16 protein-coding genes are annotated in these 15,466 nt (G+C 33.2%); 8 read left to right on the top strand and 8 right to left on the bottom strand.

All coding sequences use genetic code 11. From position 1 onward, the window contains the following. The 5 genes from L3X39_RS11375 (at position 1) to L3X39_RS11355 (ending at position 3,081) form a co-directional block, all read left to right on the top strand. Positions 1-1,533 carry a bifunctional GNAT family N-acetyltransferase/carbon-nitrogen hydrolase family protein gene (locus tag L3X39_RS11375; protein WP_237231906.1) on the top strand — a complete coding sequence of 511 codons (1,533 nt, stop codon included), beginning with the start codon at positions 1-3 and terminating at the stop codon, positions 1,531-1,533. Between the two features lie 42 nt (positions 1,534-1,575). Continuing rightward, positions 1,576-1,905 (top strand): hypothetical protein, encoded by a 330-nt coding sequence (locus tag L3X39_RS11370; RefSeq protein ID WP_237231905.1) that lies wholly within the window; start codon positions 1,576-1,578, stop codon positions 1,903-1,905. Between the two features lie 11 nt (positions 1,906-1,916). Next, complete coding sequence (locus L3X39_RS11365) at positions 1,917-2,138, top strand: hypothetical protein (protein WP_237231904.1); 222 nt, start codon at positions 1,917-1,919, stop codon at positions 2,136-2,138. An 11-nt stretch (positions 2,139-2,149) separates the two neighbouring features. Further along, positions 2,150-2,560, top strand: coding sequence for a VOC family protein (locus L3X39_RS11360; RefSeq protein WP_237231903.1), 411 nt, complete (start codon positions 2,150-2,152; stop codon positions 2,558-2,560). A 152-nt stretch (positions 2,561-2,712) separates the two neighbouring features. After that, positions 2,713-3,081, top strand: a complete 369-nt coding sequence (locus L3X39_RS11355; protein WP_237231902.1) for a hypothetical protein — start codon at positions 2,713-2,715, stop codon at positions 3,079-3,081. A 26-nt stretch (positions 3,082-3,107) separates the two neighbouring features. On the opposite strand, the gene L3X39_RS11350 is transcribed toward L3X39_RS11355, so the two are convergent. From L3X39_RS11350 to L3X39_RS11340, 3 genes are all read right to left on the bottom strand, one after another. Beyond that, the gene (locus L3X39_RS11350; RefSeq protein WP_237231901.1) at positions 3,108-4,550 is read right to left on the bottom strand and encodes an MptA/MptB family glycosyltransferase; all 1,443 of its coding nucleotides are present in this window, start codon (positions 4,548-4,550) and stop codon (positions 3,108-3,110) included. 177 nt (positions 4,551-4,727) lie between these two features. Further along, the gene (locus L3X39_RS11345) at positions 4,728-6,218 is read right to left on the bottom strand and encodes a cellulose synthase family protein (protein ID WP_237231900.1); all 1,491 of its coding nucleotides are present in this window, start codon (positions 6,216-6,218) and stop codon (positions 4,728-4,730) included. Continuing rightward, the gene (locus L3X39_RS11340; RefSeq protein WP_237231899.1) at positions 6,215-6,907 is read right to left on the bottom strand and encodes a glycosyltransferase family 2 protein; all 693 of its coding nucleotides are present in this window, start codon (positions 6,905-6,907) and stop codon (positions 6,215-6,217) included. Before L3X39_RS11340 ends, L3X39_RS11345 begins: the two co-directional genes overlap by 4 nt. Before the next feature lie 105 nt (positions 6,908-7,012). Between L3X39_RS11340 and L3X39_RS11335 the strand changes: the two genes are divergently transcribed. Further along, positions 7,013-7,975: a DUF5050 domain-containing protein gene (locus L3X39_RS11335; protein ID WP_237231898.1), complete on the top strand. Its 963-nt coding sequence runs from the start codon at positions 7,013-7,015 to the stop codon at positions 7,973-7,975. Here the strand turns inward: L3X39_RS11335 and L3X39_RS11330 are convergent, their stop codons facing one another. Together L3X39_RS11330 and L3X39_RS11325 are read right to left on the bottom strand one after the other, a co-directional pair. After that, on the bottom strand, positions 7,976-9,577 hold the full coding sequence (locus L3X39_RS11330) for a 4Fe-4S binding protein (protein WP_237231897.1): 1,602 nt from the start codon (positions 9,575-9,577) through the stop codon (positions 7,976-7,978). It lies immediately after the preceding gene. Positions 9,578-9,586: 9 nt separating this feature from the next. Continuing rightward, positions 9,587-10,891, bottom strand: a complete 1,305-nt coding sequence (locus tag L3X39_RS11325) for an NAD(P)/FAD-dependent oxidoreductase (RefSeq protein WP_237231896.1) — start codon at positions 10,889-10,891, stop codon at positions 9,587-9,589. A 95-nt stretch (positions 10,892-10,986) separates the two neighbouring features. Here L3X39_RS11325 and L3X39_RS11320 point away from each other — a divergent pair, with 95 nt between their 5' ends. Both L3X39_RS11320 and L3X39_RS11315 read left to right on the top strand, forming a co-directional pair. Continuing rightward, the gene (locus L3X39_RS11320) at positions 10,987-11,994 is read left to right on the top strand and encodes a glycoside hydrolase family 113 (protein WP_237231895.1); all 1,008 of its coding nucleotides are present in this window, start codon (positions 10,987-10,989) and stop codon (positions 11,992-11,994) included. 52 nt (positions 11,995-12,046) lie between these two features. Next, positions 12,047-12,775 (top strand): metallophosphoesterase family protein, encoded by a 729-nt coding sequence (locus L3X39_RS11315; RefSeq protein WP_237231894.1) that lies wholly within the window; start codon positions 12,047-12,049, stop codon positions 12,773-12,775. 6 nt (positions 12,776-12,781) lie between these two features. On the opposite strand, the gene L3X39_RS11310 is transcribed toward L3X39_RS11315, so the two are convergent. Genes L3X39_RS11310 through arsM form a run of 3 tightly spaced genes read right to left on the bottom strand, consistent with a single transcriptional unit; the run spans position 12,782 to position 15,456 of the window. Continuing rightward, positions 12,782-13,585, bottom strand: coding sequence for a TIGR04283 family arsenosugar biosynthesis glycosyltransferase (locus L3X39_RS11310; protein WP_237231893.1), 804 nt, complete (start codon positions 13,583-13,585; stop codon positions 12,782-12,784). Continuing rightward, positions 13,578-14,456, bottom strand: a complete 879-nt coding sequence (locus L3X39_RS11305; protein ID WP_237231892.1) for a DUF547 domain-containing protein — start codon at positions 14,454-14,456, stop codon at positions 13,578-13,580. The genes L3X39_RS11310 and L3X39_RS11305 overlap by 8 nt, the downstream gene beginning before the upstream one ends. A 31-nt stretch (positions 14,457-14,487) precedes the next feature. Beyond that, positions 14,488-15,456, bottom strand: a complete 969-nt coding sequence (arsM, locus tag L3X39_RS11300; protein ID WP_237231891.1) for an arsenosugar biosynthesis arsenite methyltransferase ArsM — start codon at positions 15,454-15,456, stop codon at positions 14,488-14,490. Between the last annotated feature and the right edge of the window lie 10 nt (positions 15,457-15,466).

Below are 15,466 nucleotides of genomic sequence, written 5' to 3'. Positions count from 1 at the left end.
ATGGAAACTAAACTGATTGAGAATATAGAACTTAAGTATCTTAGTGTAGGCGACTACGAGGAATTAAAAGAGGCTACCCTAGAGTCTTATGGAGGTGTATTAAATTCCTATTGGAAAAGGCATCACATAGAGCAGCTAACAACTATTTTTCCTGAAGGGCAAGTAGTTATAAAGGTAAATGGAGATATAGCTGGTTGCGCATTATCATTAATTGTTGATTATGATAGTATTGATGATGAACATACATATGCCGATATTATAGCTGGAGAATCTTTTAAAAACCACAACCCAAAAGGTGATATTTTATATGGTATTGATGTGTTTATTAAACCGAAGTATAGAGGATTGCGATTAGGAAGACGACTTTATGATTACCGAAAAGAAGTATGCGAAAACCTTAATTTAAAGGGGATTGTATTTGGTGGGAGAATGCCAAATTATCATAAATACAAAGAATTAACACCAAAAGAATACATTGAAAAAGTAAAACATAAAGAAATACACGACCCTGTTTTAAATTTTCAAATTTCAAACGACTTTCATCCAGTACGAATCTTAAAAGGTTATTTGGAAGGAGATACAGCTTCGAACGAATATGCGGTTTTAATGGAATGGGATAATATTTATTATACCAAACCCACCAAGAGGGCTGCTACCGTTAAAACTATTGTTCGCTTAGGGCTTATACAATGGCAAATGAGAAGCTATAAGAGTTTGGAAGATTTAATGCAACAGGTAGAATATTTTATTGATAGTGTATCGGCTTACCGTTCAGATTTTGCTGTGTTTCCTGAGTTTTTTAATGCGCCATTAATGGCAGAATTTAATCATTTAAAAGAACCGGATGCCATTCGAGAATTGGCTAAATTTACTGAAACAATAATAAATAAATTAAAAGAACTTTCTATTTCTTATAACATTAATATTATTTCTGGGAGTATGCCAGAAGTGGTGGATGATAAACTGTATAATGTAGGTTATTTATGCAAAAGAGATGGAAGTATAGAGCGTTATGAAAAAATACACGTAACGCCAGATGAAGCGAAAGTTTGGGGCATGCAAAAAGGCAACAAGCTAAAAACTTTTGAGACTGATTGTGGCAAAATAGGGATATTAATTTGTTACGATTCTGAGTTTCCAGAGCTTTCTCGTTTACTATCAGATGAAGGAATGGATATACTGTTTGTTCCTTTTTTAACCGATACTCAAAATGGCTATTCCCGAGTAAGATTGTGCGCACAAGCTAGGGCCATAGAAAACGAATGTTATGTGGCTATATCTGGTAGTGTTGGTAACTTGCCAAACGTAAATAATATGGATATTCAATATGCACAATCTGCAGTATTTACGCCTTGTGATTTTTCGTTTCCTAGTAATGGAATTAAAGCTGAGGCAACACCAAATACTGAAATGATTTTGGTAGCCGACGTAGATATAAGCCTGTTAAGAGAGCTCCATTCATTTGGTGCTGTAAAAAATTTAAAAGATAGAAGAAAAGATTTTTATGATGTTATTCGTATAAAATCATCATAAATAGTATATTTAACTTATAAGTAAACAACCTTACCCCATAAAATGAAAAACAAAAACGATAATTTAAAACGTGTTATAGTAGACTTTAAAAAGCTAACACCAGAGATTTTGGCTTTATTGGTTGAAAAATACCCCGATGGTTATGACGATGATCAAATCATATCTTTTAGAAATCAACACAATGAAATTATTGAGGCTGTTGAGGTAACTACTGAGGACACTAAATATTTAGTAAAAGTCAGTACTAAACTTGCAGTAACTATGGAGAATTATGATGAGGATGATTATGAAGATTTTGATGGGGATGATCCAGATGCAGTACAGGATCCTGAAATAATTGATGAAGACTCAGACGACGATAACGATTTATAAACTATATTACTATGAGAACCGCTGTTTTTAAGTCCTACAAAAACGGTTATTTTAATTTTTGGTTTGAAAACGGTGAGGAATTAGCTTTTGAAGAAGTCCATCCTCGCGTTTTAAAACAATTTGATTTAAAAAATGATAAAAGTTTAAGAGAAAAAAACTTTAGAATTACATTCGTTGAAGATGAAGATGGCGATGATGTTATTTATAGAGTAGAGAGTTTAAAACCCATTTAATAAACGCACCTATGCAAGCATCGTTTCACATGTCTTTACCTTGCTTAAATATCAAGGAGACAAAAGATTTTTACACCGTAATTGGTGGTTCTGTTGGGAGAAAATCCCAAAATTGGATTGATGTAAATTTATTTGGTCATCAAATAACATTTATTAAGGCAGAAAAATTTAATTTTAATAACCCTAATTATGTATTTGAAGGTAAAATTTTACCCTCATTTCATTTCGGAATTATTTTAGATTTTAAAACTTGGGAAACTATTTATGAAAAGCTTAAAGCACAAGGATTAGACTTAGTGACTGAAGCTACCTTTTTAAAAGACCAAGTGGGTGAGCATACATCGTTTTTTGTTAAAGATCCCAACGATTATATGCTCGAATTTAAAAGTTTTAAAAACTTAAAAGATATCTTTAATTCATAAGGCTACAAGAGCCATTTTTATATAAGATTAAAAAAACTTATTCTTAATCAAGTTCTACCAGTAATTTTAGGTTAAAGTTACTATAAGTAATTCGGGCTTTTGGTAGAGTTGTTCTCCGATTAATTATTTTTAATTATTAGAATTTTAATAAAATGAAAAAGTATTTTTTGTTTACAGGGTTTGTTATATCCTTTTTTGCACTTACAAGTTTTAGTGTTTCAGTAAAGGATAATAATAGTATGCAGTTGTTTATGCAAGAAACGCAAGTGGTTACTGCCGTTTTTGATGGTCATGAAGATTATGGTTACAATTTTATTTCTACTAGAGATGATGAAGAATATACCATTACTTTCCAAAAAGTAGATGAGGCAGTTTTAAGTGCATTTAACTTAAATTTGGATACATTTATAGGAACTAAATTTAAAATCACTTATACCACTGAGATTATCGTTACAAAGGATGGTGATGGATACGAAGATGAGGAAGAAATAAACACCATTACTAAGTTAGAAAAACTTTAATCTAGTAATTCGCTGATTAGCACATATTAAATAGAGGCTTCCATTTTGGGAGCCTTTTTTATAAACACTTCCCAAATAAAAACACCATAAACAATTATATACTCTAAAGCAATTATCCATAAGTTTTCAGACTTATCGGCTTTGTTAATATTCAGGTAAGAAAGGTAACTTAGAATGATTACAAAACTCCACACCAGAGGGAATTTGTATTTGGTGAAAACCGATAATATTACAAGTGTTGCTATATACCAAGGATGAATAGTTGTGGCTGTAAAATAGTAAAAGGTTAATACCAATAACATAGCAGTAATTAGTTGAAGAGTTGTTTTGTTTCTCCTAAAAAAAGTGATAATTAAAACAAAAACAATAATGATATAAGGAATTACTTTGCCAATGACAGCAATTTCGTTGCGGTCTCTAAAAGAGTAGCCAATTTCGCGTGCGATATAATACAAACTAGCATTAAACTCAAAGTTTTTAAACCAAAGAGCAACTGTTTGAGTGTAGTTGTTTAAAAATGCTGAAGAATAAAAAGGTGCAAAAAGGAGTATGGTTGTAATAATAACGATACTATAAAAACTAATCAATTTTATAATTCCTTTTATAGCTTTATTACTAGGAGTAAGTGATGATGAAGCAACCTTTCCAATCGTGTCAGATTGCTTTGTTGTTCTGGTCGTTATAAACCATTGAAAAAACAGAGGTAAAAAAATAAGTGGGATGAGTTTTGTTGAAATCGATACTGCAAAAACCATAGCTGCCCATTGCCATTTGCCACAGTGCAGTAAATACAAACTCCATACTAAAAAGAAAATCATCACACCTTCAAAATGCAGGTTTCCAGTGAGTTCGATAATGATAAACGGGTTTAAAACATACCAAAAAATGTTATATGCAGGAAGCCTTAATTCTTCTAAAAGCTTTTTCCCAAAATGAAGCGTTCCAAAATCGGCAGCTATAATAAGCAGTCGCATAACCACAACGGACCCTAAAATACTTTTGCCTGCAAACAAGCCTGCTATTACAAAACAAAGTTGATTGATGGGTGGATAATTGGTAAAATGACTTGCATTTAAATTGCCCATACCTTCACGTAATTCTTGGGCTTGTGATACAGGAAATTGCGCATTATTAGTAAAAGCATCTACCGTATATAAATACGGATTAAAACCCTCTAATATCAGTCTTCCATCCCATATAAAGCGATAAAAATCTTGTGACAGGTTAGGAATGGCTAGAATAAAAATAGCTCTAAATCCAAAAGCTATATAGGTTAAAGCTTTAAAATTACTTTTGAAAATTTGCACCAGTTTATAAAACAAAAAAAACAAGGCGGCATAAATCGATACCAGTTTTACATAGTCGGTACGCACCAAATCGTAAGCAAATACCGTATAAAATAATGCACTTGCAAGTACCAATAATAAAGGTGTTTTATACAGTTTTAAAAGCGCGGGATTAAAAAGCATACTCAAATATAGTATTATTTGTAATTAGTATTTTATTGAGTAACTATTGCGTTAGCGATTGCAACGGCATCCTTTTTTATGCTGAACAGATTTCAGTACCTTAAGGTTCTGAACTAAATTTAGAATAAAAAAGATATAGTGCAAAGCGCGACCCTTGAGGTAACGCCCAAAAAAGATTTAAACCTTAGAGGTTAACGATTTAAAAAACACATAACCAAAGCCTATAAACAGCATAAGGTGAAAAGGGAAAAGACCAAAATCGCCACCTTGGTTGCCTACAATAAAAGCGCTGTACATACCAAAGCCAAAATAAAGCATTAATAGTCCTTCGAAAACCACATGTACGGATATATTTTTTCGGAGGTATTTATTGTTTTTCCAGTTGTCTTTGTATTTGCTAATGTTAAATTTTGGCGTACGAACAAATTCACTTTTCTTACCAAAATGACCTTCTAAAACGGCAATAGAATTATGTAGCGAAAAACCCATAGCTATAGAGAAAAACACGAAAAACATACCTGTGTAACGAGCAAAGTTTTTAAAACCACTACCATACGTGTTTTTGTACATAAACCAATAGCATATAAAAAATATAATGGTACTTAGCACAAAGAAACTCATAACATAAAAATAGGGCTTTAAATGCGCGTATTCGTTTTTTATATATAACATAGGAATACTTAAAACACCAACTATAAGCACGTTTAAAAACATAGTGCTATTTAATAAATGTAATAACCCGTGTACTTTGGTTTTGGTAGAAATGTTATGGCTTTTTACAACACGCCAAAGCATTTTTTTGAAATTTTCGGCACCACCTTTATTCCATCTAAATTGTTGTGAACGTGCCGCACTTATAACGATAGGAAGTTCGGCAGGTGTTTCAACATCTTCCAAGTATTTGAATTTCCAATTTTTTAATTGCGCACGGTAGCTTAAATCGAGGTCTTCTGTAAGCGTATCACCTTCCCAATTACCAGCATCTATAATGCATGATTTTCTCCAAAGACCTGCGGTACCATTAAAATTAATAAAATGCCCTTTGCTGTTTCTGCCCACTTGCTCTAGTGTAAAATGAGCATCTAAAGCAAAAGCTTGAATTCTGGTAAGGATGGAATAGTTTCGATTTATATGTCCCCAACGTGTTTGTACTACACCAATGTGTTCGTCTTTAAAATAAGGAACTGTACGCTTTAACCAGTCTTTTTTAGGTAAAAAATCGGAATCAAAAATAGCGATAAATTCACCTTTAGCAATTTTTAATCCTTCTTTAAGAGCGCCCGCTTTAAAACCTTTGCGGTCGGTTCGTGTTATGTGTTTTATATCTAAACCTGTAGCCCTAATTTTTTCTACGTGGGCTCTGGTACTTTCAACAGTTTCATCAGTTGAATCGTCTAGAACCTGAATTTCTAGTTTATCTTTCGGATAGTCTATTTCCGCAATGTTATCCAACAATCGCTCCATAACATACATTTCGTTATAAACGGGTAATTGAATGGTTATATAAGGGATTTCGTCAGGGTTCGAAAAATCGAATTTTTCACAGTTATCTTTAGCTTTTTTTGAAGACAGATAATTAAACAGCAAATTTAATTGCGCTAAAGCATACATAAAAATAAGCAATAGGGCAATGCTATATATAATTATAACTGTAGTTTCAAAAATCATTTTTTAATACTGTATTTAAAAATCCAACCTAAAATTTTAATGCCTGCAAATATAGCACCTTTTATCGTACCAGACACTTTTGATACACCAATTCTATTACGGTAATTTACTGGTACTTCAGTGTATGTAAGTTTTTGCTTAAGGGCTTTGAGTTGCATTTCTACGGTCCAGCCATAGGTTTTGTCTTCCATATTTAGTGCCAACAGTTTATGGTATTTAATGGCTCTAAATGGACCCAAGTCGGTAAATTTTGCACCAAAAAATAATGCCATTAAAGTTGTTGCTAACCAATTGCCAAATATTTGAGGCATCGTCATAGAACCAACTTCCCGGAGGTTTTTTACTCTAGCACCAATAACAAAATCGACGTTATGATCTATTATTGGGGCTACTATTTTGGTTAATTCTTCTGGGTAATCACTATAATCGCCATCTAAAAATACAACAATATCTGGTTTTCCCGTTTGGTTTTCAATGTATTGCATACCCTTTAAACAGGCATAACCATAGCCTTTACTGGTTTCTGTTAACACTGTAGCGCCCGCGTTTTTGGCATTAATTTCCGTGTTATCGGTTGAATTATTGCTTACCACAATAATTTCATCAACTATTTTAGGAATATCGTTTATAACAAGTGCAATAGAATCTGCTTCATTATAGGCAGGAATAATGACTTTTATTTTGGTCATTGATGGTAAGATAGTTGGTTTTTAGTTTAGTCGTGCAAAGGTATTAATTGTTTTTTAGTATTAATAAAAAAATTTCAGACGCAAAATTATTTGTAAATTGTAATTATGAAAACGTATTGTATTATTTTTTTACTCATCATTTTTGGTTGTAAATCCGAAACCCAAAAGAAAGCCGAAAAGCCATACACCTTAAAAATTGCCTATAATGTACTTTACGATGGAGATAATGATGATTATGAAGTCTTTTCGATGGATTTGGATGGTAAAAACAAAAAGAATCTAACAAATTTTAAAGGGGTTGAATGGACATACTATGCCCACGATGACGATTTATACTTTATAACAGACAAGGATACAGCACATAGAAATTACCAATTGTATAAAATGAAAGCAGATGGTAGTAGTAAAACTAAAATAAGTGATATACGTTTGAATGACAGTTGGCACAGCACCAGAAATAATGGTTCTGAAATTATTGTTAGACCACATAATAGTATTGATACAGCATTTTACGTGTTAAGTAATACAGGAAAAATTTTAAATAAAATAAAACCGGATTTAAAGTACTTAAGCGACCCAACGTATTCACCAGATGGAACCCAAATTGTTTTTAGAGGCGCGCATAAACCTTTTAAAAAAGACCAAGGATATATAGATGAATTGTACCTCATAAATGCTGATGGGAGCCACTTAAAGCAATTAACACATTACCCAAAAGCTGATACAACGGCTAATTGGTACAGTTATCATGCAGGACCACCAAAATGGCACCCTACCGAGAAATTTATAAGCTATGGAAGTTTTCAAAACGGAAAATATAGTTTGTATGCTATTACCACTGATGGTAAAAAACAATGGAAATTGTTACTAGAAACTAAAACTTCAAGTAGTATTTGGCACGATTGGAGTCCAGATGGGAAATGGTTAGTTTACGGATTTTCTAATGATGATAAACCACCATATCATATTGAATTGATGAATTGGGAAACCAAAGAAACTAAAGTATTAACTGAAGATTCTGAGTATCAATATCATCAAGCACCCGTGTTTGTAAAAGTGTATGAGTAGTTATTTTTGATTTACCAAATCCATTAAGTCTACATCATTTCCTAATAAAATTTCATTTGGATTGATGCGTCCTTCCATACTACCATTTTCTAATTTTAGTACACCTCTGGGGCAAACCGCAGCACAAATACCACAGCCTACGCAACTGGAACGCACAATATTTTCGCCTTTCTGCGCGTATGCTCGCACATCAATTCCCATTTCGCAGTAGGTAGAACAGTTACCGCAAGAAATGCACTGTCCACCATTGGTAGTAATCCTAAACTTTGAAAACATACGCTGTTGAAACCCTAAAATTGCAGCCATAGGGCAACCAAAACGACACCAAACACGATTTCCTAAAATAGGATAGAAACCCGTCCCAATAACACCAGAAAAAATGGAACCGATATATAAACCGTAGGCAGAACGAAGTGCGCTAGATTTTATCAAAAATATTTTATCAGAAGTCCCTGTATAATGCATAATGAATAGGGCTGCAATTACTACAAAATACCCAATGGCGCCGTAGCGTGCATCTTTATCAAGTTCATTGCGCTTAAAAACCATGGTAATTACAAAAACAAGCGTTAATAAAATGCCAACCCCTAAAAGAAATGTGCTTCTGGTTAGCCAAAATTTGTTGGGGTCTTTACCTAAATAGGTGTAAATCATAGCGGTTGTCATAACCACAGAAAAAACTAAAACGGTATGAATTAACCAACGTTCTAATTTCCAGGCCGATAATTTTTTTGAAGATAAGTGCCTGAACGAATCACCTGCAGTTTCTGCTAATCCTCCGCAGCCGCAAACCCATGAGCAATACCAGCGTTTTCCGTATTTGTAAGTTAAAAAAGGTGATATGACAAAAATAGAAGCTATACCAAATAATAACATCATTAAACCTAAATTGCCGGAAGATAAAAGCCCGTTGATAGACCACCCATCAAACAAATAATAGTTGAGTGGCCACATGCTTTTTAAATCGTAATAAGGCAAATTATAATCGGGACTTTCATTTAAGCGCGACATAAATTCGGGTATTAAAAAGGCAAATCCTAGCTGAAAAAACATGACCGAACCTGTACGTAATTGCTGGTAGCGATTATGGCGGTATTTAAGCATAAACTTATAGCCAAAAATTAAAATGGCTACCGTATATAAAGTTCCATAAACAAACCATTGGCTTGCAGGATTCCCACTTAATAAAATACTTAAAGGGTCGAATAATGAAATGAGTCCTGTATTGGCTTCTCCATTTTGCCCTTGCCCTAAAAATTGAGGATAAAAATATAGTACTATGTAAAACCCTGTTAATACAATGCCTGTAACCCAACCCAAGATGCCTCTTGAAGACATAGATTTAAACCAAACACCATCGTTTTTGATGCCTTCTAATTTGGTTAAATAAGCATCATGTGCAAAAATGATAGTTCCTACAGTAATTAAACCTAAGGATATCGATAAAAACAAACCCTTGTTTGGGAACTGAGTATTTAACAATGCGAGGGTTAAAATAAAAAGCCCTATTACACCCAATAAAACAGCTATTTTTTGTTTGATAGATAAATTGTTAGCTTCGGGTTTTGCTAAAGACATACTATGATTTAACTCATTACTCATATTCGAAGTTTAGGCAGTTTGAAATTGGTTTTTATAGGCTGAATATATTTCTGATTCAAATGTTTTGTAAAACTCTGGATCAAAATTAGCTTCCGATAAATGATCCATGACATAATCAACATCGCGTTTTTCGGTAAGCCATGTATCAAATGTTTCATGACGCATTCTAATTCCTAAGGTGTTTATACCTAAAAACGTATTAGTGTCTTTATGGTAGGCAACTGTTATGCACTTTGTATCATCATTGTGTTTCCAATGAAAATGTTGCTCATAATCTGGTTTTCCTTTACTACCATGAACCCAACCATAGGTTTGATATTCTATATCGAAAAACTTAGCTGAATTAAACCAATGTCCTGGTTTGTATGCGATTCGATTACCACAAATAGTTTGGGCAACGGTTTCTCCCATCATTCTCCCTGTATACCAAACGGCTTCAATAGGTCTGCGTTGTCCAATAGGCTCATGTTGTTCAGCACAATCACCAACAGCATAAATATCTGGGATGTTTGTTTCTAAAAACCGATTTACTTTTACACCTTTATCGGTTTCTATGTTTGAGTTTTTTATAAAATCGATGTTTGGAGAAACGCCTGCAGTTAAGCCAACAACATTACAGATAATTTCTTCGCCTGTTTCTTCAATGATAACGGATTTTACGTTTCCGTTTTCATCTGGTTTGATTTCTTTTAAGTTGGAAGATAAACGTAAGTCAATATGATGATTTTTAATATGCCGGTTAATCATTTCGCTTTCACCATCGGGTAAAACACCATTCCAAAAACTAGATTCACGTACTAAAAAGGTAACAGGGATATTGCGGGAATTTAACATTTCAGCGAGTTCAATACCAATTAAACCACCACCAACTATTACCGCTCTTTTACACATTTGGTTATTTGGTGCGAATTTTTCTAGGTTGTCTAAATCCTGTTTATGGTACATGCCCATAACGCCGTTTAAATCTTGTCCTGGCCACCCAAATTTATTGGGTTTGCTGCCAGTAGCTATTATTAACTTATCATAATTGAGCTTGTCGTTATCGGCAAAATGAAGCGTTTTTGTATTAGTATTAATAGTTTCTACAAAACCTTTTTTAAGATTGATTCGATTTTTCTCCCAAAACCAATTTTCATATGGTTGCGTGTGTTCAAAATTCATGTGACCCATATAAATGTACATGAGTGCAGTTCGGGAGAAGAAATATTCGGTTTCGGCTGAAATAATGGTAATTTTTTTATCTGAAAGTTTTCTAATATGTCTTGCGGCAGTTACACCAGATATACCATTTCCTATTATAACAATATGTTCCATTAATTTGGTTTGGTTGAAATTTTTGTCGGAGGTTTTGTTAAAACCTTAACTCAGTATTTTCAATTTGTTTAAATTTAGAGAATAAATTAACACTTATGCGATTTATTTTAAAGTTTTGTTTGCTCCTTTTATTCAGTTCATGTGCCATGGCCCCTGTAAAAAAGGAAAAAATTAATGGTGTTAGTTATGTTGCTTCACGAGATACTATTTCTATTAAGCATGTACAACCTGTAATAAATGTAAATGCGAATTTTGCAGCCATAATGCCATTTGGTTTTATAAGAGATTTAGAGCACCCAGAGATTGTACACAATACGGAACGACAATGGTTTGGTGAAACAAGGGCAGGAGCAAAACAATATATTGATGAGCTTAGAAAATCGAATATAAAAATCATGATAAAACCACAAATTTGGGTTTGGCGAGGTGAGTTTACGGGGTTTATTGAAATGAAGGATGAGGCAACCTGGAAAAGTTTAGAAGACTCTTATTCTAAATTTATTCTAGAGTATGCTGAATTGGCTGAAGAAACTAAGGTTGATATTTTTTGTATTGGTACGGAGTTAGAGCGGTTTATTGATAACAGACCAGAATATTGGTTTTTATTAATTAAAGAAATAAAAAAAGTTTATAAGGGAAAGTTAACATATGCGGCCAATTGGAATGAGTTTAACAGAACGCCTTTTTGGAGTGAGCTAAACTATATTGGGGTAGATGCCTATTTTCCAGTAAGCCAAAGTAAAACGCCCACTGTAGAAGAATGTTTAAAAGGATGGGAAAAATACAAACAAGATATTAAAAGGATTCATGATAAATTTCAGAAACCTATTTTATTTACAGAGTATGGTTACAGAAGTGTTGACTATTCAGGGAAACAACCTTGGGTAAGTGATAGAAGCATGGATCAAGTAAATCTTGAAGCGCAAGTAAATACTACCCAAGCGTTATTTGAAACTTTTTGGAATGAAGATTGGTTTGCAGGAGGCTTTATTTGGAAATGGTTTCATAAGCATGATAAGGTTGGTGGCAATGATAATTTTATGTTTACACCGCAAAATAAGCCAGTTGAAGCTTTAATTAAACAACAATATAGCACTCATTAAACCATTTTATCAATCGTAATAAATCCTTAGTTTTGCTAAAAATTATTTAGGTATGCGAATATTTGCCATTGGAGATATACATGGTGGTTTAAGAGCTCTCATACAGCTTTTAAATAAAATGGAAGTTAAAGACGAAGACACCCTTATTTTTATGGGTGATTATGTAGATGGTTGGAGTGAGTCTGCACAGGTCGTCCAGTTTTTAATGGAGTTATCACAAAAAATAAACTGCATTTTTATAAAAGGAAATCATGATGTTTGGTGTGAAGAATGGCTGCGTACTGGAGAAGTAAACCCTACTTGGTATATGCATGGTGGAAAGGAAACTATGGAGAGCTATGAGCATTTTTCAAATGAAGATAAAAAGAAACATTTAGAGTTTTTCGAAACTATGAAACTATATTACCTTGACGATGAGAATAGATTGTTTCTTCACGCTGGTTTTACTTCAATGCACGGGGTTGAAAAAGAAGTTTTTTCGAATACTTTTTATTATGACAGAACTTTATGGGAAATGGCTTTGAGTATGGATAATGGCATAAAAACAGATTCTGTGATATACCCAAACAGATTAAAGCATTACAATGAAATTTATATAGGCCATACCCCCACCATAAACTATAAATCTTATCTACCAATGAACGCTGTTAATGTATGGAATATTGATACAGGTGCTGCTTTTTTTGGTAAACTTTCAGGAATGAATATTGAGACTAAAGAAGTGTTTCAAAGCGATGATTTACCGTCGCTATATCCTAATGAATCTGGGAGAAATAGGTAAAGCTACTTAGCAAATCTTCTTTTTATAATACCTATATAAGTCGTTGGCGTCAGCACCAAGCCATCTTTTTATATAGATAACTAAATAGAAAAACTGTAGTTTCCAAATACCGTATTTATTATATAATCTGGATGAGGTTTTAAGGTTTTTATTTATCACTACAAATTGCTTTCTAGCGTACAATTCATTGATTAAAATATTATCCTCGTAAACTATATAATTTTCATCAAAACCACCAATATCATTAAATAGGCTTTGGGTAATAAACTGACTTTGGTCACCGCCTCTACATATTCTCCAACTAAATTGAGTAAACCATCCTGATAATTTTAGCCACCAATGGTTACTGTCAAACTGCATCCTAAAACAGCCCGCTTTATTGCCTTTTCTAACTTCTCCAATTATTAGTTCATCAAAATATTTTGGAGGAAAAGAATCAGCATGTAAAAAATACAAAATATCCCCAGTAGCATGTTTTGCTCCAGAGTTCATTTGTTTAGCACGTCCTTTTTCTGAATTTATGACTTTAATAGTGGTGTTTGGTGCGTTCCCATAGTCTGTTTTTAGGCTAGTGTTCTGAGCTTTTACGTAGTGTAATACTTCAATGTTTTTAGAATTATTAACAACTGAAAAAGCATGAACAATGTTTACAGTATCATCATTACTTCCACCATCAACCACAATAATCTCAGAAATATTTTCAGACGATGCATTTGCCAATAAATATTCAAGCAATTTACCAATAACTGCTTCTTCGTTTAATACCGGAATAATTATCGAAATTTTATGATTTACATCCTTATTACTCATTCAACGCCCAATTATAATCTTTGTATCTGATTTTTGCTTGTTCCGAAATCTGTGTGTCTGAATATTGATTTAAAAAGTCAATCAAACTTCCGTTTTGTTTAAAATCTTTAGCAAACCATTGAAATATTTTAGAAATTTCTATATGGTTTTCTGAAATAGTATTTCTTTGAGAATCATGTAAAAAATCTCTAGTAGCTTCAGTAAGTTGTTCTTCTAAATTTTCAGAAGTGTAAGCTTCATTTGATAATTTCGGACAAGAATAAGAAGCACAAACAATAGCAAAATGAATACGAGGCTCGTTCATTTTTCGTAAAATTTGATGTTCAATTTCGTCAAGATTATACCATTTATCACCTAATTTCCAATAGCGTTGTTCCCAAGGGTTTTTAATGTCTTTGATGCTTTTAATGGGGTAATGACGGAGAATTAAATCAATAGTCATGGCATTATAAGCGTTTATCCAGTAAGCGATTTCATCTGTAACAATCCATGAATCATTTGGCATGTTATCTCCTAATGAAGTAATGTATTTTTTTAACGCATTAATATCTGTTTTAAATGCTTTGTAATTAACGTTACCATGTTCCGAAACATGTTTTTTCAATAAATCATTCCATAAAACATGATTAAATGCTTCTTCATAAATAAGAGTAGTTTCGTGCTCTACCTCAGGTTGTTCATTATTATTTATGTTTTTATTCTCAACAATTTCCACAGGGTCTTCAGTTATAGCTTCATTAGTTGCTTTAGTAATAGAATCGTTGGCTTTTTTAGTTACAGGAGTATTTTTTGATGAACTATTTATAACCCCTTTTGTTCCCGAGCAAGCAGAAAAAAAACATATTAAAAAAATAAGAATGAAGTATTTCATAGTAAATGAATAATCAAATGGCGATTATCGCCTAACAACAGCCTCCACCATCGTAATGATAGGTTGATTCGCTAATAAAAATATCACCTCTGTTTAATGAAGCCAACGCACTAGCTGTTTTATCGCAAACGGCTAAGGGCTGATTTTTTAATAAAATGTGCCCGTTATTATCATCAATGTAGGATTCATCACCAAAATAAATTGCTGCTTTCCCTGTAAAAACACATGGGCCATCAGCAGGCATTGGGTCTTTTATAGCTGCAACTTCTATGGATTCTATATAGATTAACTCATCGGTATCATAATGCTTCGGATCTAGAATTCTGTAAGGTTTACGTGCACGAATTTCAATAGTTCCAAAACCAGTATCGGTTAACATTTTAACATATTCCGCAATTGGTAAACTACCGCTTAAACATAAAGCACGTAACCTATCATCATTTCGTAAATTATCATTCATGGGTTGTTCACAAGTTGGGTCGCTCATCACCAAACGTCCGTGAGGTTTTAAAACACGGTACATCTCTGCAATTGCTTTTTTTAAATCATCAGCTTTAAAAATATTGAATAAACAATTTTGTGCCGCAACATCAATACTGTTATCCTCAACAGGTAAGTTTAGAGCATCCCCTTTTTTAAGCTCTACAAACTCAGATTTAAACCATTCGTTTTGTGCTTCAGCTTCAATAAAGTTTTTACGCGAAGCTTCAAGCATTTCATCAACAACATCAACGCCTATTACGCCTCCTTTTTGGCGATTGAAATATGAGAATTGCAGCAATTCCATACCGCCACCAACACCAACATATAACATTTTTGGATTGTTGGTTAAATCGCGTGCATGTACCGTAGAACCACAACCATAATTCATTTCTTGCATGATTTTAGGAATTTTTAACCCTGGCAATTCCCAAATAGGGTTGGTGGTACAACATAAACCAATATCGGGTGTTAATGCTGCTTCTTTGTATACATCGTGAGTGGTTTCTAAATAGCTCATTTTTTAATTT

The organism is Flaviramulus multivorans, from assembly GCF_021728415.1.
GTDB classification, from domain to species: domain Bacteria; phylum Bacteroidota; class Bacteroidia; order Flavobacteriales; family Flavobacteriaceae; genus Sabulilitoribacter; species Sabulilitoribacter multivorans.
The sequence above is the reverse complement of the archived record's forward strand: the minus strand, read 5'-3'. Positions and strand labels throughout refer to the sequence as shown.